The 16,048-nt window shown below is 38.7% G+C and carries 18 protein-coding genes; 12 read left to right on the forward strand and 6 right to left on the reverse strand.

The genetic code is table 11. The features are described 5' to 3' along the window. The 3 genes from EGI31_RS23120 to EGI31_RS23130 form a co-directional block, all read right to left on the reverse strand. The gene (locus EGI31_RS23120; protein ID WP_255039557.1) at window positions 1-534 is read right to left on the reverse strand and encodes a 5' nucleotidase, NT5C type; all 534 of its coding nucleotides are present in this window, start codon (window positions 532-534) and stop codon (window positions 1-3) included. Between the two features lie 72 nt (window positions 535-606). Beyond that, a complete protein-coding gene (locus tag EGI31_RS23125) occupies window positions 607-852 on the reverse strand; it encodes a T9SS type A sorting domain-containing protein (RefSeq protein ID WP_255039558.1) in 246 nt (81 codons plus the stop codon). After that, entirely contained in the window at window positions 849-1,427 is a 579-nt protein-coding gene (locus EGI31_RS23130) for a Maf family nucleotide pyrophosphatase (protein WP_255039559.1), read from the reverse strand. The genes EGI31_RS23125 and EGI31_RS23130 overlap by 4 nt, the downstream gene beginning before the upstream one ends. A gap of 88 nt (window positions 1,428-1,515) precedes the next feature. Between EGI31_RS23130 and EGI31_RS23135 the strand changes: the two genes are divergently transcribed. From EGI31_RS23135 to EGI31_RS23175, 9 genes are all read left to right on the forward strand, one after another. Beyond that, entirely contained in the window at window positions 1,516-1,968 is a 453-nt protein-coding gene (locus EGI31_RS23135; protein WP_255039560.1) for a MarR family winged helix-turn-helix transcriptional regulator, read from the forward strand. 57 nt (window positions 1,969-2,025) lie between these two features. Further along, window positions 2,026-3,219, forward strand: coding sequence for an alpha/beta hydrolase family protein (locus EGI31_RS23140; RefSeq protein ID WP_255039561.1), 1,194 nt, complete (start codon window positions 2,026-2,028; stop codon window positions 3,217-3,219). 2 nt (window positions 3,220-3,221) lie between these two features. After that, the gene (locus EGI31_RS23145) at window positions 3,222-3,536 is read left to right on the forward strand and encodes a Dabb family protein (protein ID WP_255039562.1); all 315 of its coding nucleotides are present in this window, start codon (window positions 3,222-3,224) and stop codon (window positions 3,534-3,536) included. A 26-nt stretch (window positions 3,537-3,562) separates the two neighbouring features. Continuing rightward, window positions 3,563-4,828: a YncE family protein gene (locus EGI31_RS23150; RefSeq protein ID WP_255039563.1), complete on the forward strand. Its 1,266-nt coding sequence runs from the start codon at window positions 3,563-3,565 to the stop codon at window positions 4,826-4,828. Window positions 4,829-4,876: 48 nt separating this feature from the next. Beyond that, window positions 4,877-6,061: an ROK family transcriptional regulator gene (locus tag EGI31_RS23155; protein ID WP_255039564.1), complete on the forward strand. Its 1,185-nt coding sequence runs from the start codon at window positions 4,877-4,879 to the stop codon at window positions 6,059-6,061. A 67-nt stretch (window positions 6,062-6,128) separates the two neighbouring features. Further along, window positions 6,129-7,052, forward strand: coding sequence for an aspartate carbamoyltransferase catalytic subunit (locus tag EGI31_RS23160; RefSeq protein ID WP_255039565.1), 924 nt, complete (start codon window positions 6,129-6,131; stop codon window positions 7,050-7,052). A gap of 4 nt (window positions 7,053-7,056) precedes the next feature. Further along, window positions 7,057-7,557, forward strand: coding sequence for an NADH-quinone oxidoreductase subunit C (locus tag EGI31_RS23165; protein WP_255039566.1), 501 nt, complete (start codon window positions 7,057-7,059; stop codon window positions 7,555-7,557). A 1-nt stretch (window position 7,558) separates the two neighbouring features. Continuing rightward, window positions 7,559-8,056 (forward strand): metallophosphoesterase family protein, encoded by a 498-nt coding sequence (locus EGI31_RS23170; RefSeq protein ID WP_255039567.1) that lies wholly within the window; start codon window positions 7,559-7,561, stop codon window positions 8,054-8,056. Further along, on the forward strand, window positions 8,053-9,540 hold the full coding sequence (locus EGI31_RS23175) for a hypothetical protein (RefSeq protein ID WP_255039568.1): 1,488 nt from the start codon (window positions 8,053-8,055) through the stop codon (window positions 9,538-9,540). Before EGI31_RS23170 ends, EGI31_RS23175 begins: the two co-directional genes overlap by 4 nt. On the opposite strand, the gene EGI31_RS23180 is transcribed toward EGI31_RS23175, so the two are convergent. Next, on the reverse strand, window positions 9,533-9,754 hold the full coding sequence (locus tag EGI31_RS23180) for a DUF2905 domain-containing protein (protein WP_255039569.1): 222 nt from the start codon (window positions 9,752-9,754) through the stop codon (window positions 9,533-9,535). The two genes, EGI31_RS23175 and EGI31_RS23180, sit on opposite strands and share 8 nt — an antisense overlap. A gap of 125 nt (window positions 9,755-9,879) precedes the next feature. Between EGI31_RS23180 and EGI31_RS23185 the strand changes: the two genes are divergently transcribed. Continuing rightward, window positions 9,880-10,695: a ZIP family metal transporter gene (locus EGI31_RS23185; RefSeq protein WP_255039571.1), complete on the forward strand. Its 816-nt coding sequence runs from the start codon at window positions 9,880-9,882 to the stop codon at window positions 10,693-10,695. Here the strand turns inward: EGI31_RS23185 and EGI31_RS23190 are convergent. Both EGI31_RS23190 and EGI31_RS23195 read right to left on the reverse strand, forming a co-directional pair. Continuing rightward, a complete protein-coding gene (locus EGI31_RS23190; protein WP_255039572.1) occupies window positions 10,692-11,138 on the reverse strand; it encodes a GNAT family N-acetyltransferase in 447 nt (148 codons plus the stop codon). The genes EGI31_RS23185 and EGI31_RS23190 overlap by 4 nt on opposite strands. After that, window positions 11,135-12,178, reverse strand: a complete 1,044-nt coding sequence (locus EGI31_RS23195; RefSeq protein WP_255039573.1) for an RluA family pseudouridine synthase — start codon at window positions 12,176-12,178, stop codon at window positions 11,135-11,137. The genes EGI31_RS23190 and EGI31_RS23195 overlap by 4 nt, the downstream gene beginning before the upstream one ends. 22 nt (window positions 12,179-12,200) lie before the next feature. Between EGI31_RS23195 and EGI31_RS23200 the strand changes: the two genes are divergently transcribed. Together EGI31_RS23200 and msrA are read left to right on the forward strand one after the other, a co-directional pair. Beyond that, complete coding sequence (locus EGI31_RS23200) at window positions 12,201-13,082, forward strand: 1-aminocyclopropane-1-carboxylate deaminase/D-cysteine desulfhydrase (protein WP_255039574.1); 882 nt, start codon at window positions 12,201-12,203, stop codon at window positions 13,080-13,082. A 353-nt stretch (window positions 13,083-13,435) separates the two neighbouring features. Next, window positions 13,436-14,068 carry a peptide-methionine (S)-S-oxide reductase MsrA gene (gene msrA / locus EGI31_RS23205; protein ID WP_255039575.1) on the forward strand — a complete coding sequence of 211 codons (633 nt, stop codon included), beginning with the start codon at window positions 13,436-13,438 and terminating at the stop codon, window positions 14,066-14,068. Window positions 14,069-16,048 lie beyond the last annotated feature (1,980 nt).

Here is a 16,048-nt window from a genome sequence, read left to right on the forward strand (position 1 = left end):
TCAAACTAAGTTAAGTAAGTGCTTATGTATTTCTTGCCAGTTGTAAACACGATGGTAACCTGTCAAGAGTTTGTTGTGCATGGCATCGAAAAGAAGTGCTTCGCCGTCAAAAGTCTTGAGGTTTTTTTCATGATCGTCTATCATTACATCGCCTTTTACTATAGATTTATCGCCACAGAGCATAAAGTTTTTCCAAGAAATAAATGGAAAATGTTCCGCCATCCAGTCATATTTTTCTTTTAGCGAATTGGGGAATTCAGTCGCTGCCGAAACGACATATACTTTGTGTTTTTCTGATAATTCTTTTACTACTTCTTGAGCATCAGGCATAACGGTTAGGTTTCTGAAGAATCCGGGCTCAAAGAGTTGTGGCCTGTAGGGTTTATGTCCATTGGAATTTATGAATTCGTAGAAGTTTCTGTTATCGAAGAAACTCTTGTCAACATTAGTGCCGTTTAATTCATTGAATATTTCTAAAATTCGAGCACTTGCGTCCGCAAGCACGTCGTCCATATCGATAATTATTGTTTTCATATTTTTTTATTTCAAAGCTACTAGAGTAGTATTTGTAAATACCTTCTAATCCTTAGCGAATTTTTTACATTTTTAAGGGTGATAGCCTTTAACTATTTTTTTTGATCTTATCAAACTGCCTTGATTTACCAGCACAAAGTAAATTCCATCTTCGAGACCAGTAAGGTCGAAATCATGCAGGCTTTTATCGTGCGTGGCTTCTTGTAAAATTTTTCCTGCCAGATTTTGAAGTTCAAAATGAGTTTCTTTGTCGTCTGGCACCCGAACATAAACTTTGTCGTCTTGTTCGTTAAGAAATATCGTAATGTCGTCTTTCATTCTAAAATAATATATGGCTTTAACGCCTTGTAAATAAGGTGAATAGGTAAGCCCATGACGGTGTAGAATGAGCCCTCTATCTTTGGAATACCAATCATTCCTATGAAATCCTGGACGCCATAAGCTCCGGCTTTGTCCATTGGATGGTGGTTTTTTATGTAGAACCATATTTCAGCCTCGGTAAGTTCCTCGAAGTGAACTTGGGTAATGTCTATGAAACTTTTGTAATCATTGCCGTTTTTGATGCAAACACCAGTGACTACTTTGTGGGTTTTGTCACTCAAACTCGCAAGCATCTCAAAAGCCTCGCCTTCATTTTCGGGCTTATTTATGATTTTATTGTCGAGTACTACCACAGTGTCGGCGGTTAGAATTAGGTAGTCTTCGTCAAAATCTTCAAAACACTCTGCTTTCTTTTGTGCAAGGATTTCGGGTACTTTTTCGTAGAACATCTTTAGGTCGAATTCTTCCGAAGTTGGTCTTACAATCACTTCAAAATCAAACCCTGAGGCTAGGAGTATTTCTTTTCTTCTCGGCGAATTTGATGCTAATATTAGCTTTTTAGTAAGTTTCATCTATTAAATTTTCGAGGCTCGGAAAAATATTTTACATTTGTAATATATGTAAATACATATTTCGGATGTACACTTAATTTGCAAAAGTATGAGTTTAGAGCAGGAAATAAAACAAACCCGACCATTTAAAAGCAATTATGAAAAAGCGTTGGTCAATATCATGTTTACCAACAACTGGATACATTTCAAGCAGAATAAATACCTTAAGCCGTTCGATATCAGTATTCAACAGTATAATGTTTTGAGAATATTGAATGGTCAGAAAGATCAACCCATAACGATAAATGAGATCATTGACAGAATGCTCGACAAAATGTCAAATGCCTCCCGTCTGGTAGATAAACTTTATGCCAAAGGATACGTCAGCAGAGAACAAAAAGTAGGCAATAGAAGAGCATGTGATGTAACCATTACCCCAAAAGGTATTTCGTTCTTGGAAGATGTTACCAAATCGATAAAAGGAATTGAGAAAGATATGAATTCCTTAAGCGAAGTGGAATTTGATGAATTGAATCGTCTTTTGGATAAAATTAGAAAATAACACGCAATCATAGGCTAGGCAGACCGTTGTAAAAGAAATTAAAATTATTTGAAGATCATGAGAGGAAAGAGTGTATTGAGTTTGAAATGGTTATTTTTTGTTTTGGTTTTCTTCGTTTCCTGCGAAGAAGACGATGTTTTGGAGTTTGATAATTATTTGGTTTCGTCTACCGAGGTAAAAAAGTTTACGAAAGCTGAGTTTTTAACCACACTTTCTTCCACATTCGGTGCTCAGAGTGCTCAAGTATCCTTTCTTGTTAGGTCTGGAATAAGTTTACACAAAATATCATATTTAACCAAAACCCCAGAAGGAAATCAAATAACGGCGTCAGGTGCTATTATTGTCCCTACTGACCTCACGGAGGCCTTAGCTCTAGGTAGTGTTCAACACGGAACTATTTCTGACAATAGTCAAGCTCCTTCGTATTTCAATACCCAGTCAGAGGCTGCACTTGGACAGTTTTTTGCTTCAACTGGTTTGATTATTGCCATGCCGGATTATCTGGGTTATGGTGATTCCCAAAATTATCCTCATCCTTACGAACATAAAACTGGATTGGCCCAACCTAATGTTGATTTTCTACTTGCAGTGAAAGAATTTATCAAAAAAGAAGGTATAAAATGGAACAATAACCTCCTTTTGGCAGGTTACTCTGAAGGTGGCTACGCAACTTTGGCTACTCAAAAATTGATTGAAGAGAAATATAGTTCACAATTCAATTTGAAGGCATCTAGCTGTGGAGCAGGGGCTTACGATAAAACCAAAACTTTAGAGTCATTTATAAATTCTAAAACAAGTGGAGAATCTACCAATAATCGTTCTTATATTTGGGTTTTGTTGACTTATGACAGGCTTTATGGTTTTAACAGGCCAGTAACTGACTATTTTGTTGAGCCTTATGCATCTGACATCAAAATCAATAAACAAAACGTAACCATAGCCAAGAGTTTTGACGAAATTTTGAATCCGACATTTGTTGCGGGACTTAAAAATAAAACTGAAGCAAAATGGCTTGAGGCTATAAAAGACAATGACATAACAGAATGGAAGTCAAAGATTCCAACAAGGTTATATCATGGCGATGCCGACACTTTTGTGCCGTTTTTTAATTCTGAGTCGGCACAGAAAGGCATGACGGCAAAAGGATCAAGTCAGGTTACTTTGGAGCGAATAGGAGGTGGAACCCACGGTTCGTCCATTCAGTTTTTTCTATTGGGAACATTAGATTTATTTAACACTTATAAAAATTAAAGATGGGAAACTTAAAAACAGGATTTGTTCATACGGTATTTTTTTGGTTGAAAGAAAAGGAAAACGAAGCACATAGAAAGCAACTTCACGAAGGTTTGATTGAATTGGCTAAAATTGCAGAAATCGGAGATGCCTATATAGGTCAGGCCGCACCTACCAATCGCGAGGTGATTGACAATACTTATGATTTTAGTATAACTTTTGTTTTTGACACCGCCGCTAACCAAGATATTTATCAAGATCATCCTGACCATCATGCATTTATCGCGAAATGTTCGATGCTTTGGGACAAAGTAAAAGTGTATGATGCCTGTTAATATTGCCTAGTTTTAATTTTACAGATTTGAAGAATTTTTTATTTCTATTTTTTTCGTGTTGCAGCGTTTCGGCTCAAACCCTCACTTTTGACGCCAAAGGCCTTATTTATCTTCAAGACTCTGACTTTGGTACGTTTAGTTATGCTACAAAAAAAATAGACAAAGTTGGTTTGGATAAAATGGGGGCTTTTATGTTTCCATTACAATATGAAGACTCCTACAATAACTCCGAACAAATCGTTTCAAACTCAGTAATAGACAACTTTAAGTCTATTGCAATCAAATCTGACAATAGGCTTTGTTATGTCCTAGAAACGAAAGGGGCACTTAAGAAAGATGAAAAATCGGCCTCTTTTGCAGGTTTGCCTGATGGCGGTTACGTGAGTGTGGTAGATATTTCAAACCTCCGAAACTTGAAGCCAGACTACAGATTTCCAGTGGCATTAAATCCCAAGGCAATAGCTCTTAACAAAACCAATGAGTATTTAGCCGTTGCTTCGGAAGGGTACAATCAGGAATTGCAGATTTTTGAATTGAATGAATTCGGGAAGCCTATTCGTGTGATAGCCAAGCCTTCTCAGCTCGCCAATGGCCCTATTTCTGATGTCATTTGGCACCCTAAAGAAGACTTTCTGGCTTACATAAAACAAGATACCAGAGAAATTGGCTTGGTTAAGATTATAAAGGATGGACCAACTCAGAAAATAATAAGATTAGAACTTACGGGTTCTACAATCAAGCTCGATGGTATGCCAAAATCCGGAACATTTACCAAAGATGGTAAGTTTTTTTTGGCACTAGATACCAACAACCCGATGGGACTGGAAACTAACAATGGGCAGGTGTTTGTGATAAAATTTAATTTGGAGGAGAATGGAAGTCACTCTCTCATATCAAAGGCGTTTGTTGAGGACAATCCAACTTCCATAGCCTTGCACCCTGATGGCAACTCTTTGGTTGTTGTGAACGCAAAGAAATCTTTTGACTATCCAATAAACGATAGAAACTCAGGGAAATCGTCCCTTTCTGTTCTTAATTTAACAGCTGAGGGCAATTTGTCGAACAGAGGAAATATTGCCTTGGAAGGAATTTTGCCTGCTGGAGTTGCCTTTGATAAAACTGGTAAAAACTTTGCGATTAGCTTTTTTCAATATCTCAATTTTGGAAAACCTTCGGCCGGAATCGATTTTTTTAGATTTTTTGGCGGTCAAAATCCTAGAATTGAAAAACAAACTTCAAGAATCATTACCAACAAAGGCATGCATTATTTGAAAGTGATTGAAGATTTTTAATATGCAAGTCAGGATTAACCATAGCCCTATTTTTATACAATGGAACCAATGACAGACTCTTTTTCGTCGGTAGTTGAAATCAAAAAGAACCAATATATCGTTGAGATTCTTCGCGAAATTTATAATTCTGGTGCCATTACCATTGCTCAGTTGGCTAAGAAACTTCACACAAGTGTACCTTCTATTACTGTCTATATCAATGAGTTAATAGCAGAAAAGTGGATACTAGAGGTAGGCTCGTCTAAAACAAAGTCGGGTAGAAGGCCTATTTTGTTTGATTTAAATCCCGACAAGCATTTGTGCGTAATAGTTGATTTGAATATTTATGAAACTAACTTTTACTTATTAAATCTCAGAAACGAAATTCTAAAGAAAAGTACTGTTGCAACAGATATAAATTCGGATGACATAGTTGATGTAATTAAAACCGAAACTAAGAATTTTATTGCCGATTACTCCGTTTGGGCGGTGGGTATTTCGTCACCTGGTTTATTGAGTATTGACAAAGGCCTCAATTATACCTACCCTAATCACAATCAAAATGATCTTTCACTCGATGCCGTTTTAGAGCAATATTTACAAATCCCCACATTTATAACACATGACACTCAGGCTTCTATGCTCGGCGAGCATCATTTTGGTTTGGCCAAAAACAAAGAAAACGTATTGCTGATTAACCTCGATTGGGGAATTGGTTTGGGCATTATGTGTAATGGTCAGATAATCAAAGGTGCTGACGGATTTGCAGGCGAGTTAGGTCATATTCAAATCAAACCAGACGGAGCTTTGTGCCACTGTGGCAAAAAAGGCTGTTTGGAGACTGTTGCATCGGCTTTGGCGTTAATAAATAGAGCCAAACAAGGTTTAGCGGAAGGAAAGACATCAACTTTGTCTTTGAAAAAAGGTGAAATATCTTTGGAGGATGTCATAGAGGCTGCACTGAGAGGCGACGAATTTTGTATTGACTTGATATTTGATATTGGACGTGAGTTAGGCAAAGGTTTATCTATTGCCATTCACATGTTTAATCCGGAGGTAATTATCATTGATGGTATCATGACCAAGGCAGGGGAGCTGATTGTTTCTACGCTCAATCAGGCCATTAATAAGTATTGTTTGACTGATTTTAAGAAAAATCTTAAGGTATTGATATCGCCAATGGGTGATCAGGCAAAAATATTTGGGGCCAAATCTTTGGTGTTTGGCAAAATGCTCGATTTGAAGAATTATTGATTTTAATGAGCCTTTTTTCTTCCAAAATATTTAATAATTGTTACTTTTGTAAAATTATTAATCATAGATGGATTCTTTAAGTACGCGGCATTTATTAGGAATTAAAAATATCACAGAAAACGATATCAATTTAATACTTGAAACCGCCAAAGAATTTAAAGAAGTCATTAATAGACCGATAAAAAAGGTTCCCTCCCTCCGAGACATAACAATTGCCAATCTCTTTTTTGAAAACTCCACCCGGACCAGACTTTCATTTGAATTGGCAGAAAAGCGTCTTTCAGCCGATACCATAAACTTCACATCAGCAGGTAGTTCCGTAAAAAAAGGAGAGACATTGCTCGATACTGTTAATAACATCTTGGCTATGAAGGTAGATATGGTGGTTATGCGGCACAGCAGCCCTGGAGCACCACATTTTCTATCGAATAAAATAAAAGCCAACATTGTAAACGCAGGCGATGGCACGCACGAACACCCTACACAGGCCTTGTTGGATGCGTTTTCGATGCAAGAAAAAATAGGTGATTTAAGAGGAAAGAAGATTGCCATCATTGGTGATATTCTCCATTCGAGAGTGGCACTTTCGAATATATTTTGTTTGCAAAAACTTGGTGCAGATGTAAGAGTGTGTGGTCCTAAAACATTAATTCCTAAATATTTGACTTCTTTGGGAGTTCAGGTTTTTGAGAATGTAAAAGAAGCCTTAGCTTGGTGCGATGTAGCCAATGTTCTCAGAATTCAGCTCGAAAGACAGCAACTGAAATACTTTCCTTCCTTGAGGGAATATTCACTTTATTTTGGGATAAACAAAAGCATCTTAGATGAGTTAAACAAAAAAATAGTTCTTATGCATCCCGGACCAATCAATAGGGGAGTAGAATTAAGCTCTGACGCCGCCGATTCAAGTCATTCAATCATACTTGATCAAGTGGAAAATGGAGTGGCAGTAAGAATGGCGGTTATGTTTCTGTTGGCACAAAAAAATTAAAGAAATGGATTTTTCAGTAAGTGCAGAGGTGTCTTTGAAAATTAATACAGAACTTAAAATAGACACACAGTTTATTGAGAATGTTCGGCAACCATTCATTTTTCTTCCGGAGTCAAGCCGTTTGTTGACAGTTTGTAAATTTCTTTACAGTAGCCCATTATTTTATTTTGATTTTCTAAATTGCGTTACCGCAATTGATAATGGCACAGAAGCAGGTAGCATTGATTTAATATATCATCTAAGCTCTATACCTTTCGAAAAGTCTGTTGTACTGAAAGTTCAAATAGACAGGGAATTAGACGAAAAGTCCAAAATTGACTCAGTTTCAAGCATTTGGAAAACGGCCGATTGGCACGAAAGAGAAATTTTTGATTTCTATGGCGTAAAATTCAATAACCACCCAGATTTACGCCGCATATTGCTTCCCGCTGACTGGGAAGGGCATCCGATGCGAAAAGACTACCAAGAGCAAGAAACCTACCACGGTATAAAAGTTAAATACTAAAATGGCTCTCATTGGCCTTATTTCCGACACGCATTCTTATCTCGATCCTGCCGTATTTGAGCACTTCAAAGATTGTGACGAAATCTGGCACATCGGTGATATTGGCGATAGGACTGTCCTTGATCAACTTAAAGATTTCAAACCAGTGAAAGCTGTTTTTGGTAATATTGAAACGCAAGAACTAAGACACGAACTCCCAGAAGACTTGATATTTGAAATTGAAGGCCTTAAAGTATTTATGACGCATATCGGTAACTTACCGGGCAAATATTCGGCTAGAGTAAAAAAAATCTTAAAATTTCACCAGCCAAACTTGTTTATTTGTGGGCATTCGCATATTTTGAGAGTGATTAAGGATCCGCTAAACAACGGCATGGTATATTTAAATCCTGGAGCCGCTGGAAAGCACGGGTTTCATCAAATGAGAACTTTGATGAGAATGAAAATTGAACAATCAAAAATCACGAATTTGGAAGTGATAGAACTAGGAAAACGATGAAATTATTTTTCGCTTTGTTTTTGGTTATCATTACGTTTTCGCATCATTCATTCGGCCAATTGGTCGAATCGGTTGATGTAGAAATCCCTTTGGATGATAATCTGGAGGATGATTTCAGTGTAGTTTCCTTAGACACGAATGGCGTTCTATTGATGAATTTTCAGACTTCGGTTTTCGGCAAAAAAGGAAGACTTAATTTTGTGAAATATGATAAAGATTTGAGAAGTGAATGGACCAATACGATAGACCCAGGCCTAACTTTTCGCTTGGTGAAGTATTTTAAGGGTGAAGATTATCTTTTCTGTCTTTTGCAAGAGAGTGATAGTAGAAAAATAAAAATCGTAAAAATAGACTTGGATCGGGGAGATGCCATCACCACAGAATCTACCATGCTCACTGATATGGACGTCGAGTTTTTTGCTGCCATAGAAACCAAGGTTATTATTTTGGGGGTTTACAACGATAGACCAGTGGCCGAGCTTCATCGCTTATTTGACCAAACCTCTAAGGTTTTGCCACAAATTCACTCCAATTTCCTCAAAGTATTGTCTCTTGAAGTCAATGAGAGTGAGAAGCAGATTTATCTCATGCTCAAAGATGAGAAAAAGTGTCAATTCAAACTTTCGGTCTTTGATATTGAAGGCAAAATGTTGTTTATGAAAGACTTGGGAGATAAAAAGCATGTGATCTTAAACTCCAAAATTTTGAAAATAGCCAAGAATACTTATTTTCTGGCAGGTAATTTTGCTGATAACTGCTCCGATTTTTCATCTGGTTTTTACGTGACTCCATTGAATAGAACTGAAGATATTCAATTTTTTAAGTTTTCAGAATTACAGAATTTTTACACCTACCTATCTCCTAAGAAACAAGAGAAAATTGAAGGTAGGTTGCAAACCAAAAAGTTAAAAGGTCGAGATCCAAAGATTCGTCACAGACTGAATCTGCAACAACCTTATGTGTTTGATAATCAGGTTCTGTTGGTAGGTGAGGTGTATTATCCTGAATATAAAAATGCCATGAATTATTCAAGAAGTTCACTGCTACATTTAGGAGAAAATTACAGAACAACACGCGACTTTAACAATTATAAATTTACTCAAAGCTTGTTTTGCACCTTTGATTTTGACGGAAAAAAATCATGGGATTACAGCGTAGATTTGAAAAATCTTGAAAGTGAGGTTTTGACCAATAAAGTTCAAGTCATAAATAGCAAAGATGGTGTTTTGGTGGCATTTCCAAAAGAGGAAACCATTTTCCTGAAGTTGATTTCCAAAGATAAGCCTCCTGTGGATTTTGTTCCCTTAAATATAGGAGGTAAAAACAAAGAATTTGTGTCTGATGTAACAGTAGATTTGTTTTCTTGGTACGAACATACTTTTTTGGCTTTTGGATACAAGACAGCTAGGTTGGCTAATACATTAGGCAGCAAACAGTTCTTCTATCTTACCAAACTTACCTACGAAACTCCGAAACTTAATTAAAATATTTTTTAAAAAGCCAAATAACAGCATTAAGTAAAATGCTGGCTATAAGCATAGTAGTGATTGGGAAAAATATTTTCAAGTTCTCTTTCTCTATTCTAATATCCCCAGGAAGCCTTCCAATCCAAGTAAGTTTATCTCCAAAGAAATAAATTATTACACCAATAAGCACGATAATCAGTCCGGCGGCGATAATATATTTTCCATTAACCATTTAGCTGTAAGTTTGTCTTGAATTTACCAAATATAATTCTTCACAAAATTCTATTTTTTATCAGACAATTTAAAATAAAAAGTTTAATTTTGTGTGTATAACAAAAAAATTAGATTAATCTAACAATGAATTACGAAGATATATTAAAAATTAATCCTGTGTTACTGGCATTCCTAGGAACTCTCTTTACATGGGGAGTGACGGCATTAGGTGCGTCTTTGGTTTTTTTCTTCAAAAATATAAATCGTAGGTTTTTCAACCTTATGCTTGGTTTTGCAGCAGGGGTGATGATAGCGGCCAGTTTTTGGTCTTTATTGGCTCCTAGTATCGAAATGACGGAGGAACGCGGCGGAATAGGCTGGATTCCCGCGGTGGTTGGTTTTCTCGCTGGCGGAGCTTTTCTTTTTGTTTTAGACAAAATATTACCGCACTTACATCTTGGAGAAAAAACAGAGAATGCTGAGGGTATAAAGACCTCTTGGCATAGGAGCGTTTTGCTTGTTTTGGCCATAACCTTGCATAATATTCCAGAAGGTTTAGCTATTGGAGTGGCCTTCGGTGTCTTGGCCCAAGATCCTTCTATCGGTGTTTTAACAAGTGCCATTGCCTTAACGATAGGTATCGGTATTCAGAACTTTCCAGAAGGAGCTGCCGTTTCTGTGCCTTTGCGGAGAGAAGGTTTTTCAAGATGGAAAGCATTTAAATATGGACAATTAAGCGGAATGGTAGAGCCTGTTGCCGGAGTTTTGGGTGCATTGTTGGTTCTCTATGCCACGCCTATTTTGCCTTATGCATTGGCTTTTGCGGCTGGGGCGATGATTTTCGTGGTGGTAGAGGAGCTGATTCCTGAATCTCAAAATGGCAACGAAACCGACTACTCAAGCGTAGGAGTAATGATCGGCTTCGCTATCATGATGTTTTTGGATGTTTCTTTGGGTTAAAAGTCTAAGTGACAATTTAACCAACCTTCGTCATATCTAGTGCTGTATTTGTCATAGAAATTGATGGCAGGAGTATTCCAGTCCAGAACCTGCCACATCATTCCTGAGCAGTTCTCTTCTTTGGCTATTTCAATTGTTTTGTCAAATAACACTTTTCCAAGGCCACTTCCCCTTTGGGATTCTGTTACAATTAAATCCTCCAGATAGAGTCTTCGTCCCTTCCAGGTGGAATATCTGAAATAATAAAGTGACATACCTACTATATTGCCATCGAGTTCTACCAAAATGCATTCAAATGCTTTTTTAGGTCCAAATCCCTCTTCGAGCATTCTTTCCTCGGTATTGGTAACCTCCTCAGGGGCTTTTTCGTAGAGGGCAAGTTCTCTTACCAAAGCCATCATGGCAGGAACGTCTTTGGCTTCTGCTTTTCTAATATTTATCATTTAAATTGTAAGTAATGATCCCATTTTTCTAAAACCTTGGTGAAATCCTCAGGTAGTTCGGAGTCAAATTGCATCCATTCTTTAGTAGTTGGATGAATGAATCCCAGTGATTTGGCATGTAATGCCTGTCTTGGTATGATCTCAAAACAGTTTTCTACAAATTGCTTGTATTTTGAGAACAAATCGCCCCTCAAGACTTTATCGCCTCCATAAGTAGCATCATTGAAAAGCGTATGACCGATATATTTCATATGTGCCCTTATTTGGTGCGTTCTGCCGGTCTCTAGGTTACATTTTATCAAGGACACATAACGCATGTTTTTGATTACCTCATAATGTGTAATGGCTTCTTTTCCATAATCACCGTCGGGAAATACGTCTGAAATCCTCCTGTCTTTAAATCCACGACCAATATGAGCATTAATGGTTCCTTTTGGCTCTTTAGGTTCGCCCCAAATAAGAGCGTTATACGTTCGCTCGGTAGTGTGGTCGGCAAACTGTTTGGCTAAAAACTGCATGGAGTATTCAGTTTTGGCAATAACCAAGAGACCTGAAGTTCCTTTATCGATTCTATGAACCAAGCCCGGGCGGACTTTGCCATCTATTCCGGTGGGTAAGTTGGCAAAATGATGTACCAATGCATTTACAAGGGTTCCGGTGTAGTTTCCATGCCCCGGATGAACCACCATTTCTGGCGATTTATTCACAATCATCAAATCGTCGTCTTCGTAAACAATATTGAGTGGGATGTCCTCTGGCAAAACTTCGCTAGGTATACCGCTTGCTTTTGCCAACGAAAGCGTAATTTTGTCCAACGGCTTGACCTTGTAGCTGGGCTTAACGTTGTTTTCATTGACTTTTACAGAATCCGTCTCGATGGCGTTTTGTATACGGTTTCTCGAAATGTTTTTTAGATGATGAGAGAGGTATTTGTCAAGACGCATGAACGTTTGACCAGGGTCAACATTGATGACAATGGTTTCGATGATTTCGTCCTCTTCGTCGTCAAAAGCGTCTATATTTTTTTCTAATGTATTCATATGGGTACAAATTTCGTAAAATATGCTTGAATTCGAAAGTTTAATAAATATTCCAACGCCAGTAATCGAGATTTTTGAAGATTTATTTGTCGAAAATGATGTAAAAGTATTCGTAAAACGTGACGACCTCACACATGTGCATGTTTCTGGCAATAAATTCAGGAAACTAAAATATAATTTTATTGAGGCCAAAAATTTAGGTTTTAAGAAGATTTTAACCTTTGGTGGAGCCTTTTCAAATCATATTGCGGCAGTGGCTGAGGCGGGTCTTCTTTTTGGTTTTGAAACCTTGGGTATAATTCGTGGAGATGAACTAAACGAAACAAGCAGCCCAACCTTAAAATTTGCCAATCAAAAAGGGATGAGGTTTAAGTTTGTAAGTAGAGAGGCTTACCGAAATAAAGCTGATTTAGCTGCAAATTTTTCAAGTGAATATTTTATAATTCCAGAAGGTGGTTCTAATCATTTGGCACTGAAAGGGGTATCTGAACTTTTGGACGAACAACAGCATCCCGATTACATATGCACTGCCGTCGGCACAGGAGGCACGATGGCTGGTTTGCTTAATAATGTGAATTACAAAGGTGAAGTTTTGGGCTTTGCGGTACTAAAAAATGGAGATTTTTTAAAAGATGATATTTCTGTTTTTTTAGAGAAAAATTTCCCAGAAAATGCAGAACTCGAAACGAGATTTCACTTCGGTGGCTATGCGAAATATAACGACGAACTTTTAGATTTTGTAAAGGTGTTTGAGTTAAAACATTCCTTTCGACTGGAACAAGTCTATACTGGAAAAATGTTTTTTGGGGTGTATCAAAAGATAAAAGAGGGGTATTTTAAAAAAGGAACTCGAATCATGCTTTTGCATACAGGAGGTTTGCAAGGGAGGCTTTCAGACCTTTAAATGCCTTATTGTTAGTGTCTTGATTCTTTTGTGATTGGCTTCGTTGCAGGCTATTACACAAAGGGACACAAAAGCTGGCACATAAGTAGCTAAGCAATCTGTGACTTTTTTTAAACTTTATTAACTTTTATTTAATTCCATACTTGGTGGTTTTTGAGCCTTCTTTGTGAGCCTTTGTGGAGTAATTAAATTTCAATTCTGATTAATACGTAAGTAAATTGCATGGAATAAAAAAAACAAATTGCATATCCAAAAGTACAATTTCAACGTATATGTTTGGTATTCAAAACTTTTCTGAATTAGAAAGGTTTTTACGTTGTTGTCTTTGTAAATCATTTCTTAAAATCGATATCATGAAATTAAAATCTCTTTCGGTGTTTTTGTTTTCGACCCTCATATTATTGTCCTCTTGCTCACAAGCACAAAAGAAAACTAAAAAAGCTCAAGCAAATTTATCTGGTTTATCCAAAGCCTATTTTGCGAGTGGTTGTTTTTGGTGTGTAGAAGAGGTATTTGAGTCGGTTAAAGGTGTAAAGGAAGTAGTAAGTGGCTATGCTGGTGGTAAATCCGTAAATCCAACCTACGAAGAGGTTGGAAGTGGTAGAACAGGACATGCAGAAGCGGTAGAAGTATATTATGATCCGAAAGTGGTGGATTTCAAAACTTTGGTAAAAGTGTTTTATGGGTCACAAGACCCCACCACAATAGGCCAAGCACCAGATTTTGGCCCTCAGTATCGCTCGATTATTTTTTACTCCAACCCGGAGGAAAAAGCTATCGCAGATGCTGCCAAAGCAGATTTGGCAAAGTCTGGAGTTTATAAAAAACCAATAGTAACTGAAATTACAAAATTGGATAAGTTTTACGACGCCGAAGATTACCACCAAGATTATGTAAAAAATAATCCAAGTCAATCTTACGTAGTTGGTGTTTCAGTTCCTCGTTTTCAAAGATTTAAAAAGAAGTTTCCCGAGTTGTTGAAGTGAGTTTAGCATCTGTAATATTTGGCTTACCTAATCAGGTAAGCTTTTTTTTGACCGAAAATAAAAAAAGCGAACCGTTCGATTCGCTTTTTGATCGCACCTTGTCGGCCACGTAATGATCCAAAGTCGGAAGCGACCCCTGCCCAACCTTCTCATCCGTAGTGATACTCTCCAAAACAAAAAAAGCGAACCTTTCGATTCGCTTTGTGACGACACCTTGTCGGCCACGTAGTGATCCAAAGTCGGAAGCGACCCCTGCCCAACCTTCTCATCCGTAGTGATACGCTCCAAAATAAAAAAAGCGAACCGTTCGATTCGCTTTTTGATCGCACCTTGTCGGCCACGTAATGATCCAAAGTCGGAAGCGACCCCTGCCCAACCTTCTCATCCGTAGTGATACGCTCCAAAACAAAAAAAGCGAACCTTTCGATTCGCTTTGTGACGACACCTTGTCGGCCACGTAGTGATCCAAAGTCGGAAGCGACCCCTGCCCAACCTTCTCATCCGTAGTGATACGCTCCAAAATAAAAAAAGCGAACCGTTCGATTCGCTTTTTGATCGCACCTTGTCGGCCACGTAATGATCCAAAGTCGGAAGCGACCCCTGCCCAACCTTCTCATCCGTAGTGATACTCTCCAAAACAAAAAAAGCGAACCTTTCGATTCGCTTTGTGACGACACCTTGTCGGCCACGTAGTGATCCAAAGTCGGAAGCGACCCCTGCCCAACCTTCTCATCCGTAGTGATACGCTCCAAAATAAAAAAAGCGAACCGTTCGATTCGCTTTTTGATCGCACCTTGTCGGCCACGTAATGATCCAAAGTCGGAAGCGACCCCTGCCCAACCTTCTCATCCGTAGTGATACTCTCCAAAACAAAAAAAGCGAACCTTTCGATTCGCTTTGTGACGACACCTTGTCGGCCACGTAGTGATCCAAAGTCGGAAGCGACCCCTGCCCAACCTTCTCATCCGTAGTGATACGCTCCAAAATAAAAAAAGCGAACCGTTCGATTCGCTTTTTGATCGCACCTTGTCGGCCACGTAATGATCCAAAGTCGGAAGCGACCCCTGCCCAACCTTCTCATCCGTAGTGATACTCTCCAAAACAAAAAAAGCGAACCTTTCGATTCGCTTTGTGACGACACCTTGTCGGCCACGTAGTGATCCAAAGTCGGAAGCGACCCCTGCCCAACCTTCTCATCCGTAGTGATACGCTCCAAAATAAAAAAAGCGAACCGTTCGATTCGCTTTTTGATCGCACCTTGTCGGCCACGTAATGATCCAAAGTCGGAAGCGACCCCTGCCCAACCTTCTCATCCGTAGTGATACTCTCCAAAACAAAAAAAGCGAACCTTTCGATTCGCTTTGTGACGACACCTTGTCGGCCACGTAGTGATCCAAAGTCGGAAGCGACCCCTGCCCAACCTTCTCATCCGTAGTGATACGCTCCAAAATAAAAAAAGCGAACCGTTCGATTCGCTTTTTGATCGCACCTTGTCGGCCACGTAATGATCCAAAGTCGGAAGCGACCCCTGCCCAACCTTCTCATCCGTAGTGATACTCTCCAAAACAAAAAAAGCGAACCTTTCGATTCGCTTTGTGACGACACCTTGTCGGCCACGTAGTGATCCAAAGTCGGAAGCGACCCCTGCCCAACCTTCTCATCCGTAGTGATACGCTCCAAAATAAAAAAAGCGAACCGTTCGATTCGCTTTTTGATCGCACCTTGTCGGCCACGTAATGATCCAAAGTCGGAAGCGACCCCTGCCCAACCTTCTCATCCGTAGTGATACTCTCCAAAACAAAAAAAGCGAACCTTTCGATTCGCTTTGTGACGACACCTTGTCGGCCACGTAGTGATCCAAAGTCGGAAGCGACCCCTGCCCAACCTTCTCATCCGTAGTGATACGCTCCAAAATAAAAAAAGCGAACCGTTCGATTCGCTTTTTGATCGCACCTTGTCGGCCACGTAATGATCCAAAGT

The organism is Lacihabitans soyangensis (genome assembly GCF_024343775.1).
GTDB classification, from domain to species: domain Bacteria; phylum Bacteroidota; class Bacteroidia; order Cytophagales; family Spirosomataceae; genus Leadbetterella; species Leadbetterella soyangensis.

Excerpts from the sequence above, each read along its gene's own strand:
- msrA (WP_255039575.1), top strand. The coding sequence starts at position 13,436 with ATGAAATTAAAATCTCTTTCGGTGTTTTTGTTTTCGACCCTCATATTA.
- EGI31_RS23200 (WP_255039574.1), top strand. The coding sequence starts at position 12,201 with ATGCTTGAATTCGAAAGTTTAATAAATATTCCAACGCCAGTAATCGAG.
- EGI31_RS23180 (WP_255039569.1), bottom strand. The coding sequence starts at position 9,754 with ATGGTTAATGGAAAATATATTATCGCCGCCGGACTGATTATCGTGCTT.
- EGI31_RS23175 (WP_255039568.1), top strand. The coding sequence starts at position 8,053 with ATGAAATTATTTTTCGCTTTGTTTTTGGTTATCATTACGTTTTCGCAT.
- EGI31_RS23170 (WP_255039567.1), top strand. The coding sequence starts at position 7,559 with ATGGCTCTCATTGGCCTTATTTCCGACACGCATTCTTATCTCGATCCT.
- EGI31_RS23120 (WP_255039557.1), bottom strand. The coding sequence starts at position 534 with ATGAAAACAATAATTATCGATATGGACGACGTGCTTGCGGACGCAAGT.
- EGI31_RS23140 (WP_255039561.1), top strand. The coding sequence starts at position 2,026 with ATGAGAGGAAAGAGTGTATTGAGTTTGAAATGGTTATTTTTTGTTTTG.
- EGI31_RS23160 (WP_255039565.1), top strand. The coding sequence starts at position 6,129 with ATGGATTCTTTAAGTACGCGGCATTTATTAGGAATTAAAAATATCACA.
- EGI31_RS23155 (WP_255039564.1), top strand. The coding sequence starts at position 4,877 with ATGACAGACTCTTTTTCGTCGGTAGTTGAAATCAAAAAGAACCAATAT.
- EGI31_RS23145 (WP_255039562.1), top strand. The coding sequence starts at position 3,222 with ATGGGAAACTTAAAAACAGGATTTGTTCATACGGTATTTTTTTGGTTG.
- EGI31_RS23125 (WP_255039558.1), bottom strand. The coding sequence starts at position 852 with ATGAAAGACGACATTACGATATTTCTTAACGAACAAGACGACAAAGTT.
- EGI31_RS23130 (WP_255039559.1), bottom strand. The coding sequence starts at position 1,427 with ATGAAACTTACTAAAAAGCTAATATTAGCATCAAATTCGCCGAGAAGA.
- EGI31_RS23195 (WP_255039573.1), bottom strand. The coding sequence starts at position 12,178 with ATGAATACATTAGAAAAAAATATAGACGCTTTTGACGACGAAGAGGAC.
- EGI31_RS23135 (WP_255039560.1), top strand. The coding sequence starts at position 1,516 with ATGAGTTTAGAGCAGGAAATAAAACAAACCCGACCATTTAAAAGCAAT.
- EGI31_RS23165 (WP_255039566.1), top strand. The coding sequence starts at position 7,057 with ATGGATTTTTCAGTAAGTGCAGAGGTGTCTTTGAAAATTAATACAGAA.
- EGI31_RS23185 (WP_255039571.1), top strand. The coding sequence starts at position 9,880 with ATGAATTACGAAGATATATTAAAAATTAATCCTGTGTTACTGGCATTC.
- EGI31_RS23190 (WP_255039572.1), bottom strand. The coding sequence starts at position 11,138 with ATGATAAATATTAGAAAAGCAGAAGCCAAAGACGTTCCTGCCATGATG.